The organism is Klebsiella pneumoniae, assembly GCF_000742135.1.
GTDB classification, from domain to species: Bacteria; Pseudomonadota; Gammaproteobacteria; order Enterobacterales; family Enterobacteriaceae; genus Klebsiella; species Klebsiella pneumoniae.
The window spans coordinates 4,737,047-4,751,321 of the sequence record NZ_KN046818.1 but is presented as its reverse complement, the minus strand read 5'-3'; the positions used below and the strand labels follow the sequence as shown (position 1 = coordinate 4,751,321).

Annotated in this window: 7 protein-coding genes and 2 pseudogenes; 6 read left to right on the top strand and 3 right to left on the bottom strand. The window is 61.4% G+C overall.

Annotated elements, in window-relative coordinates; genetic code table 11:
- Positions 1 to 22 precede the first annotated feature (22 nt).
- The 3 genes and pseudogenes from bcsG to bcsE form a co-directional block, all read right to left on the bottom strand.
- A pseudogene (gene bcsG / locus DR88_RS03495) lies at positions 23 to 1,689 on the bottom strand (cellulose biosynthesis protein BcsG).
- Complete coding sequence (gene bcsF / locus DR88_RS03500; protein WP_002921518.1) at positions 1,686 to 1,883, bottom strand: cellulose biosynthesis protein BcsF; 198 nt, start codon at positions 1,881 to 1,883, stop codon at positions 1,686 to 1,688. Before bcsF ends, bcsG begins: the two are co-directional and overlap by 4 nt.
- Entirely contained in the window at positions 1,883 to 3,436 is a 1,554-nt protein-coding gene (bcsE, locus tag DR88_RS03505) for a cellulose biosynthesis protein BcsE (RefSeq protein WP_004150130.1), read from the bottom strand. The genes bcsF and bcsE overlap by 1 nt, the downstream gene beginning before the upstream one ends.
- A gap of 168 nt (positions 3,437 to 3,604) precedes the next feature.
- On the opposite strand from bcsE, the gene bcsR reads away from it, so the two are divergent.
- The 6 genes and pseudogenes from bcsR to bcsC all read left to right on the top strand — a co-directional run bounded on the left by bcsR (position 3,605) and on the right by bcsC (position 14,080).
- Entirely contained in the window at positions 3,605 to 3,793 is a 189-nt protein-coding gene (gene bcsR / locus DR88_RS03510) for a cellulose biosynthesis protein BcsR (RefSeq protein WP_002921513.1), read from the top strand.
- Between the two features lie 11 nt (positions 3,794 to 3,804).
- Entirely contained in the window at positions 3,805 to 4,536 is a 732-nt protein-coding gene (gene bcsQ, locus DR88_RS03515) for a cellulose biosynthesis protein BcsQ (protein ID WP_002921510.1), read from the top strand.
- A pseudogene (bcsA, locus tag DR88_RS03520) lies at positions 4,533 to 7,150 on the top strand (UDP-forming cellulose synthase catalytic subunit). The gene bcsQ and the pseudogene bcsA overlap by 4 nt, the downstream one beginning before the upstream one ends.
- Positions 7,151 to 7,160: 10 nt before the next feature.
- Positions 7,161 to 9,506 carry a cellulose biosynthesis cyclic di-GMP-binding regulatory protein BcsB gene (bcsB, locus tag DR88_RS03525; RefSeq protein ID WP_004150127.1) on the top strand — a complete coding sequence of 782 codons (2,346 nt, stop codon included), beginning with the start codon at positions 7,161 to 7,163 and terminating at the stop codon, positions 9,504 to 9,506.
- 3 nt (positions 9,507 to 9,509) lie between these two features.
- Complete coding sequence (bcsZ, locus tag DR88_RS03530) at positions 9,510 to 10,619, top strand: cellulose synthase complex periplasmic endoglucanase BcsZ (protein WP_004151431.1); 1,110 nt, start codon at positions 9,510 to 9,512, stop codon at positions 10,617 to 10,619.
- Positions 10,601 to 14,080 (top strand): cellulose synthase complex outer membrane protein BcsC, encoded by a 3,480-nt coding sequence (bcsC, locus tag DR88_RS03535; RefSeq protein ID WP_021465322.1) that lies wholly within the window; start codon positions 10,601 to 10,603, stop codon positions 14,078 to 14,080. The genes bcsZ and bcsC overlap by 19 nt, the downstream gene beginning before the upstream one ends.
- The last annotated feature ends 195 nt before the right edge of the window (positions 14,081 to 14,275 follow it).

Sequence of the window (14,275 nt, the reverse complement as noted above, 5' to 3'; positions counted from 1 at the left end):
CCAACATAGGCGGCCTTGTCGCTTATTGCGGATAAGGCACCCAGCTACCGCCATTCAGCTGGACATAAGGCTTGCCCTGATACTGGATGACGATGGCGTTGGCGTTCTCGGACACCGCCGCGCTCTGCGGCAGGTTGGCGACATACTGCTGCCAGTTGACGCTGTCCTCGCTGAACATTTTGCCGTCGAGGGCGCGCACCACCAGCTCCGACACCGCCAGATAACTGCTGGGCTGATCGATGATAATCGGCGCCCCTTCATGCCGAAGAATTTCACCGCCGTCGGGACGTTAGTGATCGACGGGCTTGGAATATCGCGCAGGCCAGATACCTGCATCTTATCGCCCTTCAGCGCGCCGCCGTGTTCCGGCACCATCACCACCATCACTTTCCGCCCCGATTTCTCCAGCTCGGTGAAGAAGTTATCCAGGTCATCAAACAGCTTCTGCGCCCGCACTTTGTAGTCTGCGGTTTTGCTTTGTCCCGGGAAGTGGTTGCCGTCATGCAGCGGCAGGGTGTTATAGAAGGTGGCGTTCCGCGGATTGCTGCTGGCCTCTTCGGTCTTCAGCCAGCGGTTGAGGACCGCCAGATCCTCATACACCGGGGAGCCGTCAAACGCCTGCAGGCTGACCGGCAGGCCGGTCTGGTCCATCAGCGGACTCTGCATGCCGCCCAGCGAACGCAGCTCTTTCAGGAAGTCGCCGAACAGACCGTTATGGCCGAGCATCAGCTGCTGGTTGAAGCCGAGCTTCGCCAGGTTTTCAAACAGGTAGCAATCGGCGCCGGACGGCTGATACAGGTTGGTATGCGACAGCTGGCCGCAGCTGGCGCGCAGCAGGCGCACCGCCGCCGGGCCGCTGTAGGAGGTCGCGGAGTTAAAGTTTTTGAAGACAATATCAAAGTGCTTCCATAGCGGATGATCCATCAGACCGGCGGCTTCAATATCCGACCAGGAGAGGGAGCAGATGTTGATCACCAGCAGGTCAAACGGCTGCGCATCCGCCGGCAGCTGGTCCGGGAACGGCGTCTTGCGCTTCTGCTCGGCGGCATAGAAAGCGTTCAGCCAGTTGGTCAGGTTGGCTGAGGTCGGCGGCTCGGTCTGCGGCGGAATATCGCTGTTGGCGGGGCTGGACGCGGCGCCAGCGGCGGCGTTGGCCCCGGTATTGGCCTGTGCGGTCGTGGCGGCAGCCGTGGTGGGCTGACCGGAGGACCATAGGGTAAAGGCCGGCAGCAGCGGGCTGACCGCCAGCCAGACGACCATTGCCGAGACAAACACGGTGACGCGCAGCCACTGGCTGATAAACAACCATAGCACCAGTAAAACAAAGAAGGCGCCAACCATGCTCCAGTTGATAAAGCGGACAATCAGATCCCAGATATAGCTGGCGCTGAAGCCGGCGATTTGCGACCCCTGGCTAAAAATCGACTCTGGCCCGGGCAGCCAGGTATCGTGCCAGAACAGCGCGAATCCCAGCGGAATAGCGATCCAGTGGCGGATACGGTGTAGCTTTTCGCGCGGGATCGGCACCAGCAGAAAGGCGAGAAATACCAGGTTCAGCATCGGATGGAAATTGAGATACCCGGCCCACAGCAGGGCAAACTTGACCAGAAAGTAGAAGTTCCAGCCGCCAAGGCCGCGCCAGTACTGCCAGAGCGGAAGCGGTGCCGCGGTCGTTTTTTTATTTGTCATTTGTTCGCTTTGCCTTGCTTAACCGTTGTTCCCCGGCGTAATACCCCTGCCGGTTTCACGTAACGGGGTTTAAAGAACATCAGTCTTAACGTCGTGCGGATCCGGCGCTGATAGTGGCGCGTCAGGTAGCCCAGCGGAAAAAACAGCAGGGCGCAGAGCACCACCAGTTGCAGAATATCGGCGAGAGACATCATCAGGCTTGCTCCTCGCGGGTGGTTAACCGGCGTGGTTCGGGGTAGCGTCGCCAGTGGCGTCCATCGTGGGTGGCGTTAATGGTCTCGTTTTTACCGACCGAGAGAGGCAGCGGCGTGTTCCAGCGCGCCGGCTCGACGCCGCGCATGATTACGATTTCCGAGAGGATTTGCTTGTCCTCAAACCACACCATACGGTTAGAAAAAATATCGCCGGTCGGCAGCGGGAAAATGTGGTTTAGCGCGGTATCGAGGTCATTGATCCGGCAAAACGACAAAAACAGCACCAGCCGGTTATTGCCGATGGTCATGATGTCGCCCATCCGGTTAGGTTTGCATAACGTCAGCGCCTGCTCAACGCGCAGCCCCGGCGCCGGGCGCAGGGCCACCATCACGCCTTTGCTGTCGGGTGGAAGCAGGGTATTGGTCATCACGTTGTGCACCGCTTCGCAGAAGGCATCCCACTTCTGGTAGCCGCGCAGCTTTAACGGCTGGCTCCAGGTCAGCAGGGTGGCAAAATCTTCCGGGATATGGCGGGAGAACTTTTGGTTCTGTACGCTTTCGATTAGCGTCAGGCAGCGGGAGAGCGATGCGCTGCTGGGGATCACCAGGCTGGCGCCGCTGCTGAGCAGTAGCCGCTCATCGGTCGCGCGCAGGCTCGGGGTTTGTTCACGGACGATGATTTTCAGCGCCGTACCGCGCTGGCGACGCAGGGTATGAATATAGCGGCCCAGCTGTTCAATTTGCGTATTTTGGGTAATGGAGAAGAGGATCGTCGCCGCTTGCGCGGTGCGCCCGGCGTTGAAGACCTCGTCGTTGGTGTCAAACAGCGTCCAGTATTCCGACAGCGGCGGGGCGCCTTCCAGCACGCGCACATGGCTGAGGATCGCTTTTTCGTCGCTGCGCGGCTGCACGCTGGTTTCAGCGTCCTGCGCTAATCGCCAGCCGGCGTCATCATGTTGCACCATCAGCTGCTGTTGGGCGCTGATACCCTTATCGCTTCCCCACCAGGCAATATCAAAGATATGCCGGTCGCCCTGGTAACGAATACTTGCCAGTCCGGAAAGGGAGCGGTACTCACGTAATAAGGGAGTCAGCTGCCGATCGATATCCTGCGCGGAATTGATCGCTAAGAACGCGCAACGGTGATATTGCGCCCAGCGGCTGGTCTTTTCTACCCAGGCGCATAACTTTTCATTATTTATATTTTGCCAGGCATTTTCAGCGCATAGCAGAATAAACAAATAATTGCCAGGTTCGAGGGAGCAGACTAAATCGCGGTGTATTTCCTCCAGCGCCTGCGGGCGATTCGGCAGGGTGAACAGCGCGATATTATCCGGACCGTGAGTATGATCTAAGGAAATGATATCCTTGGGTTTGTTTCCCATAACCAGCGCGGCAACGTGGCTGTTTTTCGCCTGCGCGGCCAGCGTCTGATTAAACAGGCTGACGGCATCGGCATAACGGTCGACGTTGAGCCACCATACTCCGCCGACCGGCATATGGCACACTTCATCCCATAATGATGAAATACCCAAAGTAAATACATTATCCACGGCATCCCTCGTGCGCCCTGATTGACACTGAATAAGTTTACTAGCGAAACCGACAGAGTAAACCTAACATTGAAATTAAAGGTCATCAGTTTTAGCATGTACACCTGCTTTTAAGGATGAGCTGTATACGTCCTCTGGTTTAATAATAAATTTCGAACGGACAGAGATATGCCAGCAAAAGATCCTGCGGTACCCACGGACGCCACGCTGGGGTACACCTTTCAAAATGATTTTCTGGCGCTTAGCCGGGCATTTTCCCTGCCGGATATTGATTATCATGATATTTCCAGGCGCGAACAGCTGAACGCGGCGCTGAAGCGCTGGCCGCTGCTGGCAGAGTTTGCAGAGAAAAAATAAGGAAGCCGGAGATGGCTATTCTGGGATTACAGGGCGTGCGCGGGGGAACTGGCGTCACGTCCATTACGGCTGCACTCGCCTGGGCCCTGCAATTGCTCGGTGAAAGCGTGCTGGCGATCGACGCCAGCCCGGATAATATGCTGCGCTTTTTCTTTAATACCGATATCCATCATCAGGACGGCTGGGCGCGGGCGCTGCTCGACGGCCGGGACTGGCGTGACGCGGGCTTGCGCTATACGCAGCATATCGATCTGCTGCCGTTTGGCCAGCTCAGCGCCGGCGAAAGAGAAAATGTCGACCAACTGCAGCCCACCCTGGGGGCGATAGCGGAGGCAGTACAGCAGCTACAGGGCCAGTACCGCTGGCTGCTGCTGGATCTGCCGGCGGGTTATTCGCCGTTGACCCGCGAGCTGCTGACGCTTTGCGATCGCTCGCTGGTGGTGGTTCATCCCGACGCCAATAGCCATATCCGTCTACACCAGCAGCCCCTCCCGGCCAACGGCGATATTCTGATTAACGATCTGCGGGTCGGCAGCCAGCTGCAGGAAGATCTCTACCAGCTGTGGCTGGAGAGCCAGCCGCGCATCCTGCCGGTGACGATTCACCGCGACGAGGCGATGGCCGAGTGCCTGGCGGCGAAACAACCTCTCGGGGAGTATCGTCAGGATTCGCTGGCGGCGGAAGAGGTGCTGACCCTGGCGAACTGGTGCCTGATCCACTATTCCGCCGGGAGAGCGGCATGATCCGCCTCAGTACGCTGCTGCTGGCCCCGCCGGTGGGGGAGCGGCTGCGTGCGCGCTATGATGACTATCGCCAGCACGGCGCTTCGTGGCTGTCGGCGTCGCTTGGCTGTCTGTGGGCGTCGCTGGTCTGGGCGCTGATGCCGCTGGAGACGCCGCGCTGGCAGGCGATTCTGGCCCGCCATGAAACCTATTTTCCCACATAAATCCGCATCGCCCGCGTCCGCTGGATCCGCTGCGCTACCTGCTGCAATCCCTGTGGTTACTGACGACGCGCGTGCCGGAGCCGGAGAAAAAGGTCAACTGGCGTTCGCTGGCGGCGCTGGAAGGGGTGCACGGTCGCTATACGCAGTGGCTGGAAAAATTGCCTGAGCAGATGAACGCCCGCACCGGCCATCTGGATAAACAGAAAGAGCTGGCGCACCTCAATCCTAAACTGCGCCGGGCGATCCTTGGGGGGGTGACCTTCTGCTCGCTGGTGCTGGCGCTGATGTGTATTACGCAGCCCTTTAACCCGCTGTCGCAGTTTATCTTCCTGATGCTGCTGTGGGGCGTGGCGCTGCTGGTGCGACGCATCCCGGGCCGTTTCTCGGCGCTGATGCTGATCGTGCTGTCGCTGACGGTGTCGTGCCGCTATATCTGGTGGCGCTATACCTCGACGCTGAACTGGAACGACCCGGTAAGCCTGGTGTGCGGGATCATTCTGCTGTTCGCAGAGACCTACGCCTGGGTGGTGCTGGTGCTGGGCTACTTCCAGGTGGTCTGGCCGCTGAATCGCCAGCCGGTGCCGCTGCCGGAGGACATGGATTTGTGGCCAACCGTGGACATCTTCGTCCCCACCTATAACGAAGATCTCAACGTGGTGAAAAACACCATTTACGCCTCGCAGGGCATCGACTGGCCGAAGGACAAGCTGAACATCTGGATCCTCGACGACGGCGGACGGGAAGCGTTTCGTCAGTTTGCCAAAGATGTTGGGGTGCACTATATCGCCCGCACCAGCCACGAACACGCCAAGGCCGGCAACATCAATAATGCGCTGAAATATGCCAAAGGTGAGTTCGTCTCGATCTTTGACTGCGACCATGTGCCGACGCGCTCGTTTCTGCAGATGACCATGGGCTGGTTCCTGAAAGAGAAAGAGCTGGCGATGATGCAGACCCCGCACCACTTCTTCTCGCCCGATCCCTTTGAGCGCAACCTTGGTCGTTTTCGCAAAACGCCGAACGAAGGGACGCTATTCTACGGCCTGGTGCAGGACGGGAACGACATGTGGGACGCCACCTTCTTCTGCGGCTCCTGCGCCGTTATCCGCCGCGGCCCGCTGGACGAAATTGGCGGGATAGCCGTCGAAACGGTGACCGAAGATGCCCACACCTCGCTGCGTCTGCACCGGCGGGGATATACCTCCGCCTATATGCGTATTCCGCAGGCGGCGGGGCTGGCGACGGAGAGTTTATCCGCGCATATCGGCCAGCGCATCCGCTGGGCGCGCGGGATGGTGCAGATATTCCGCCTCGATAATCCGCTGTTTGGCAAAGGCCTGAAGCTGGTGCAGCGCGTCTGCTACGCCAACGCCATGCTTCACTTTCTCTCCGGTATTCCGCGCCTCATCTTTCTCACGGCGCCGCTGGCCTTTTTGCTGCTCCATGCCTATATCATTTATGCGCCAGCGCTGATGATCGCGCTATTCGTGTTGCCGCACATGATCCACGCCAGCCTGACCAACTCGAAGATTCAGGGCAAATATCGCCATTCGTTCTGGAGTGAAATTTACGAGACGGTGCTGGCCTGGTATATCGCGCCGCCCACTTTTGTGGCGCTGATCAACCCGCATAAAGGCAAGTTCAACGTCACCGCGAAGGGCGGGCTGGTGGAAGAGGAGTATGTCGACTGGGTGATCTCCCGGCCCTATATCTACCTGGTGCTGCTCAATCTGGTCGGCGTCGCGGTGGGGATCTGGCGCTTCATGTACGGCCCGGAAAATGAAATCCTCACCGTCTGGGTGAGTATTGTCTGGGTATTCTACAACCTGATTATTCTTGGCGGCGCGGTGGCGGTCTCGGTTGAAAGCAAGCAGGTTCGCCGTTCGCACCGTGTCGAAATGAGCATGCCGGCGGCTATCGCCCGCGAAGATGGTCACCTGTTCTCCTGCACCGTCCACGACTATTCCGACGGCGGACTGGGGATCAAAATTAACGGCGACGCGCAGGTGCTGGAAGGCCAGAACGCCAGGCTGCTGCTCAAACGGGGACAGCAGGAGTATGCCTTCCCGGTCAGGGTCGCGCGGGTCAACGGCAGCGAAGTGGGGCTCCAGCTGCTGCCGTTAACCAACCAGCAGCATATCGATTTTGTGCAGTGTACGTTTGCCCGCGCTGATACGTGGGCGCTTTGGCAGGATAGCTTCCCGGAAGATAAGCCGATGGAAAGCCTGCTGGATATCCTCAAGCTGGGCTTTCGTGGCTATCGTCACCTGGCGGAGTTTTCGCCGCCGTCGGTGAAGGTGGTTTTCCGCGCGCTCACTTCGCTGGTGGCCTGGATAGCGTCGTTTGTACCCCGACGCCCTGAACGCGCCGCGCCGACGCTCTCCGCAGACCCGGCAATGGCTCAACAATGATGATAATGCGATGAAAAGAAAACTTTCCTGGATGTGTGCAGTAGCGGTGGGCATGTGCAGCTGGTATCCACTGGCCTCTTACGCGGCGCCGGCCGCGGTGGCGAACGCTGCCCCTGGCGTTCAGCCGCAGGCCGCGACCCCGGCTGCGCCGATCGTGGTGGGCGAGCCGACGGCGACCCTCGCCGAACCGACCGCTCCGGCGGCGCTGGCCGAGAACGTGCCGCAGCGGGAGGTGAAGCTGAGCTTTGCCACCATCGCGCCGCCGCCCGGCAGCATCGTGCTGCGCGGCTCACGGCCTGACGCGTCGGTCGAATTCGGCATGCGCAGCGATGAGCTGGTCGCCAACGCGCTGCTCAATCTGGAATACACCCCATCGCCCTCGCTGCTGCCCGTGCAGTCGCAGTTGAAGGTCTATCTTAACGATGAGCTGATGGGCGTTCTGCCCGTCACTAAAGAGCAGCTGGGGAAAAAGATCCGCGCGCAGCTGCCGATTGACCCGCTGTACATCACCGACTTCAACCGCGTACGGCTGGAGTTTGTCGGCCACTACCGCGACGTCTGCGAAAACCCGGCCAGCAGCACGCTGTGGCTGGACGTCGGACGCGAAAGCTATCTGGATCTCACCTACCAGTCGCTGAAGGTAAATAACGATCTGTCACACTTCCCGGTGCCGTTCTACGATCCGCGCGATAACCGCCCGCTGAAGCTGCCGATGATTTTCCCGGGCTCGCCAGCGGTCACCCAGCAGCAGGCGGCGGCGATAGTCGCCTCCTGGTTCGGCAGCAAGGCCGGCTGGCGCGGCCAGCAGTTCCCGGTCTATTTCAATGAACTGCCGGATCGTAACGCCATTGTCTTCGCCACCAACGACAAGCGTCCGGACTTCCTGCGCGATCATCCGCCGGTCAAGGCGCCGACCATCGAAATGATCGACAACCCGAACGATCCCTACGTCAAGCTGCTGGTGATTTTCGGCCGCGATGATAACGACCTGCTGCTGGCGGCGAAGGGGATTGCTCAGGGCAATATTCTGTTCCGCGGCAGCAGCGTCACCGTGGACGGCATCAAAACCCTGCAGCCGCGTCAGCCTTACGACGCGCCGAACTGGGTGCGCACCGATTGTTCGGTCACCTTTGCTGAGCTGAAAACCTATGAGCAACAGCTGCAGTCCAGCGGCCTGGTGCCGGATGCCATCACCGTGGCGCTTAACCTGCCGCCGGATCTCTATCTGCTGCGGGCCAACGGCATCGATATGGATCTGAAATACCGCTACACCATGCCGCCGGTGAAGGACAGCTCGCGGATGGATATCAGCCTCAACGACCAGTTCCTGCAGTCGTTCAGCCTTAACAGCTCCCAGGACGTGAACAAACTGATCCTGCGCCTGCCGGTGCTGCAGGGGCTGCTGGACGGCAAATCGGAGGTCACCATCCCCGCGCTGCGTCTTGGGGCGGTCAACCAGCTGCGCTTTGACTTCCAGTATATGAACCCGATGCCCGGCGGCTCCATCGACAACTGTATTACCTTCCAGCCGGTGCAGAACCACGTGGTGATCGGCGACGATTCGACCATCGACTTCTCGAAGTATTATCACTTTATCGCCTTGCCGGACCTGCGCGTCTTCGCCAATGCGGGCTTTCCTTACAGCCGTATGGCGGACCTTTCCGACACGCTGGTGGTGGTGCCGAAGGCGCCGACCCAGGGCCAGGTGGCGACGCTGCTGCAGGCGCTGGAGGGCATCGGCTCGCAGACCGGTCTGGCGGCGATTAATCTGCAGATGACCGACGATGGCAATCAGATCAAGAATAAAGACGCGGATCTGCTGCTGATCGGCGCGATCCCGTCGTCGCTCAAGGACGACACCAAAATCAACCTGCTGGTCGAGGCGACCAAAAGCTGGGTGAAAATGCCGATGCGCCACTATGACCTGGCGAGCATTTATCCCGACGATGAGGCCCGCACGCCCAATACCCGCACCGACATTACCTCTTCCGGGCCGATGGCGGCGGTGATTGGCTTCCAGTCGCCGTATAACGATCAGCGCAGCGTGGTGGCCCTGCTGGCCGACAGCCCGCGCGGTAATGAACTGCTGACCAACGCCCTCAACGACAGCGGTAAGCGGGCGGCGATGTTTGGCTCGGTGGCGGTGATCCGCGAATCCGGCGTCAACAGCCTGCGGGTGGGGGATATTTACTACGTGGGTCATCTGCCCTGGTTCGAGCGCATCTGGTTCGCGCTCTCTAACCACCCGATACTGCTGGCGATCTTCGCCGCCATCAGCATTGTGCTGCTGGCATGGGTGCTGTGGCGCATGCTGCGCATCATCAGCCGCCGCCGTCTTAGCCTGGATGATGAGTAAACCATGATGAAAGTACTTTGTGGCGCGGTGCTCTCGGCGCTGCTGCTGGCGGCGGGCCAGGTGGGCGCCGCCTGCCAGTGGCCCGCCTGGGAGCAGTTTAAACAAGCGTACGTCAGCCCCGAGGGACGGGTGATTGACCCCAGCGATGCGCGCAAAATCTCCACCTCCGAAGGGCAGAGCTATGGCCTGTTTTTCGCCCTGGCGGCCAACGATCGCGCGGGGTTCGACAAACTGCTGACCTGGACGCAGAACAACCTGGCGGAAGGCGATCTGAAACAACATTTGCCGGGCTGGCTGTGGGGCAAAAAGGACGATGAGCAGTGGACCCTGCTGGACAGCAACTCGGCGTCCGACTCGGATCTGTGGATAGCCTGGGCGCTGCTGGAGGCGGGCCGCCTGTGGCAACAGCCGCAGTACACCGAGACCGGTAAAGCCCTGCTGGCGCGGATTGTCGCTGAAGAGACGGTGGCGGTGCCGGGCCTCGGCACGATGCTGCTGCCGGGAAAAGTCGGTTTTGCCGATGACAGCGGCTGGCGGTTTAACCCCAGCTATCTTCCGCCGCAGCTGGCCACCTACTTTGTGCGTTTTGGCGCGCCGTGGCCCGCTCTGCGCGACAGTAACCTGCGCCTGCTGCTGGAGACCGCGCCGAAAGGCTTTACCCCGGACTGGGTGCGCTATGAGAAAGGGAAAGGCTGGCAGCTGAAAACCGAAAAGCCGCCGATCGGCAGCTATGACGCGATTCGCGTCTACCTGTGGGTGGGCATGCTCCATGATGGCGATAAGCAGAAAGCGCGTTTGCTGCAACGCTTCGCGCCGATGGCGGCGCAGACCACGGAGCAGGGGGTGCCGCCGGAGAAAGTGAATATCGCCACCGGCAAAACCAGCGGTCAGGGGCCAGTGGGCTTCTCCGCGGCAATGCTGCCGTTTTTACAGGACGACGAGGCCCGGTCGGTGCAACGCCAGCGCGTCGCCGATAACTATCCCGGCGCGGATGCCTACTACAGCGCAGTTCTGACGCTGTTCGGCCAGGGTTGGGATCAACACCGTTTTCGTTTCACGGCGAGTGGCGAATTACAACCTGACTGGAACCAGGAATGCGCAAGCTCTCACTAAGTTTACTCACGCTGTCCCTCGGCGTTGCGCTGTTGCCGTTAGCGCAGGCGGCGACGACGCCTGCCCAGGAGCATCTGCTGGAGCAGGTCCGCCTCGGCGAGGCCAGCAATCGTGAAGACCTGGTGCGCCAGTCGCTGTACCGTCTGGAGCTGATTGATCCCAACAACCCGGAGCTGATTGCCGCGCGGATGCGCTATCTGCTGCGTCAGGGGGATGCCGCCGGGGCGCAAAAAGAGCTGGAACGACTGACGAAGCTGGCGCCGGACTCCCCGGAGCTGAAGGCGTCGCGCAATGAGATGAAAAGCAACACCGGCGAGGGCCGCCAGGCGCTGCAGCAGGCGCGACTGCTGGGCGTGGCCGGGAAGGTCGATGAAGCCATCGCCGCCTATGAAAAACTGTACGGCGGGGTGCCGGATGACGTTGACGTCGCCATTGAGTACTGGACGCTGGTGGCGCGCCTGCCGGCCCGCCATAGCGAAGGCGTCAGCCAGTTGAAAAAACTGAACGCCAGCGCGCCGGGCAACGTCAGCCTGCTGACTTCGCTGGCGAAGCAGATGTTCGCCGATAACAAACCGCAGGAGGGGTTCGCCTATCTGGCGGAGATGGCCCGATCGGCCTCGGGACGCGGTATCGCCGCCGATATGTGGTTCAGTGAGGTGAAAAGCATGCCGGTGAGTAAGGCCAGCGTGCAGGCGTTGCAGCAATTTCTTCTGCAGTTTCCCACCGGCTCGGTGGCGGCGAACGCCCGCGTTCTGCTCGACCAACAGCAGGCGCAGCTGCAGGATCCGACTTTCCGCGCCCGCTCGGAAGGGCTGGCGGCGGTCAAGTCCGGGAATACCACGCAGGCGGTCGCGGATCTGCAGAAAGCCGTTCAGGCCGACAGCCGCGACAGCGACGCGGTGGGCGCTCTCGGCCAGGCCTATTCCCAGCGCGGCGACCGCGCGCGGGCAGTGGCGCAGCTCAGTAAAGCGATTGCCATGGACCCTGACAGCCCGAACCGCGGCAAGTGGGACAGCCTGCTGCAAACTAACCGCTACTGGCTGCTGATAAAGCAGGGGGATAACGCCCTGAAAGCCGGCCAGCTTTCGCAGGCGCAGAACTATTATGCCCAGGCGCAGCGGGTCGATCGCACCGACAGCTATGCCGTGCTGGGGCTGGGGGACGTCGCGGCGGCGCGCAAAGAGGCGGCGGCGGCGGAGCGCTATTACCAGCAGGCGTTGCGCCTGGATCGCGGCAATAACCTGGCGGTGCGCGGCCTGGCCAACCTCTATCGCGCCGAATCGCCGGAGAAAGCCAGCGCCTGGATCGCCGGCCTCCCTCCCGCTCAGCGGCGGAGCATCGATGATATTGAGCGCAGCCTGACTAACGACCGGCTGGAGAAACAGGCGCAGGCTCTGGAGAGCCAGGGCAACTGGGCGCAGGCGGCGGAAGTTCAGCGTCGGCGCCTGGCGCTGGATCCGGACAGCGTCTGGATAACCTACCGTCTGGCGCGGGATCTGGTCAGCGCCGGCGAACGCCAGGAGGCCGACGCGCTGATGCGGACGATGGTCAACCGCCAGCCGCAGGACGCCGAACGGGTCTACGCCTCGGGACTCTACCTGTCGGGGAACGACCAGGACGATCTGGCTCTGGCGCAAATCGCCGCTCTGCCGCGCAGCGCGTGGACGGATAACATTCGTGAACTCGAAGCGCGCCTGCAAAGCGACCGGGTGCTGCGCCAGGCCAACCAGCTGCGCGACAGCGGCGACGAAGCGCAGGCGATCGCCCTCATCAAACGGCAGCCGTCTTCAGTACGCTATGACCTGACGCTGGCCGACTGGGCGCAGCAGCGCGGCGACAGCCAGACGGCGATTGCCGACTATCAGCGGGTGCTGCGTCAGGAGGCCGACAACGGCGATGCGCGCCTCGGCCTTGCGGAAGTCTACCTGGCCGAGGGCGATAAACCGGCCGCCCGGGCGCAGGTCATGCAGCTGAAAGGCGCAGAGACCGAATCCATGAACATGCAGCGGCGGGTGGCGCTGGCGCGAGCTGGCCTTGGCGATACCGCTGACGCGCAACGGATTTTTAATCAGATTGTGCCGCAGGCGAAGGCGCAGCCGCCCTCGATGGAGAGCGCGCTGGTGCTGCGCGATGCCGCGCGCTTTGCCACCCAGAGCGGGGCGCCGCAGCAGGCGCTGACGCACTACCGGGAAGCGATGGTGGCCTCCGGCATTACCCCCGCGCAGCCGCAGGATAACGATACTTTTACGCGGCTGACGCGCAACGACAGCCATGATGACTGGCTGAAGCGCGGGATCCGCAGCGATGCCGCCGACCTTTATCGTCAGCAGGATCTGAACGTCACCCTGGAACATGACTTCTGGGGTTCCAGCGGCACCGGCGGCTATTCCGACCTGAAGGCGCATACCACCATGCTGCAGGTGGATGCTCCGCTGGCGGATGGCCGGATGTTCTTCCGCACCGACCTGGTCAATATGGATGCCGGCAGCTTTTCCACCCACAGCGACGGGAGCTACTCGCCCAGCTGGGGCACCTGCGGGGAGATCGCCTGTACCAGCGGCAGTAAAAATCAGACCGACAGCGGGGCCAGCGTGGCGGTCGGCTGGAAGAATGACACCTGGAGCGGGGATATCGGCACCACGCCGATGGGCTTCAATGTCGTCGATGTGGTGGGGGGGCTGAGCTACAGCAGCGACGTCGGGCCGGTGGGGTACACGGTCAACGTCCACCGGCGGCCTATCTCCAGCTCGCTGCTCTCCTTTGGCGGGCAGAAGGACAGCAGCAGCCATACCGGCGCCACCTGGGGCGGCGTCCGCGCCGACGGCGGCGGCCTGAGCCTGAGCTACGATCGCGGGGAGGCTCACGGCATCTGGTCCTCGCTGGGCGCCGACTCGCTGACCGGTAAAAACGTGGCGGATAACTGGCGCGTGCGCTGGATGACCGGGTACTACTACAAGGTCATCAACGAGAATAATCGTCGCGTCACCGTCGGCCTCAACAATATGATCTGGCACTACGACAAAGATCTCAGCGGCTACACCCTCGGCCAGGGCGGCTATTACAGCCCACAGGAGTATCTCTCGTTCGCCGTGCCGGTGACCTGGCGTCAGCGCACCGAGAACTGGTCCTGGGAGCTCGGCGGGTCGGTGTCATGGTCCCATTCGCGCACCCAGACGCAAGCCCGCTATCCGCTGCTGAACCTGATCCCGTCCGACTACCGGCAGCGCGCCAGCGAGCTGACGGAGGAGGGGAGCAGCAGCCATGGATTCGGTTACACCGCCAGAGCGCTGGTGGAGCGGCGGGTGACCAGCAACTGGTTCGTCGGCGCCGCGGTCGATATTCAGCAGGCGAAGGATTACACCCCGAGCCATGCGCTGCTTTACGTCCGCTACTCGGCGGCCGGCTGGCAGGGGGATCTGGATATGCCGCCCCAGCCGCTGGTGCCCTACGCCGACTGGTAGCAGAATAGGCTGAATTACGTTACAGAGCGCCACTCCGCGACGCGCTTCGCGTATACTCGTGAGGCGTTGCCCACCGTTGGCCGTCGGGGATGTATCCCGGCGTCCGCGCCACCGCGCGGAAATATCCCGTCACTTCATCCCTCGCGGGCGTGGGCGAAGGATTTAAGTATATAATCAGCCTGAAACGACCGGGAT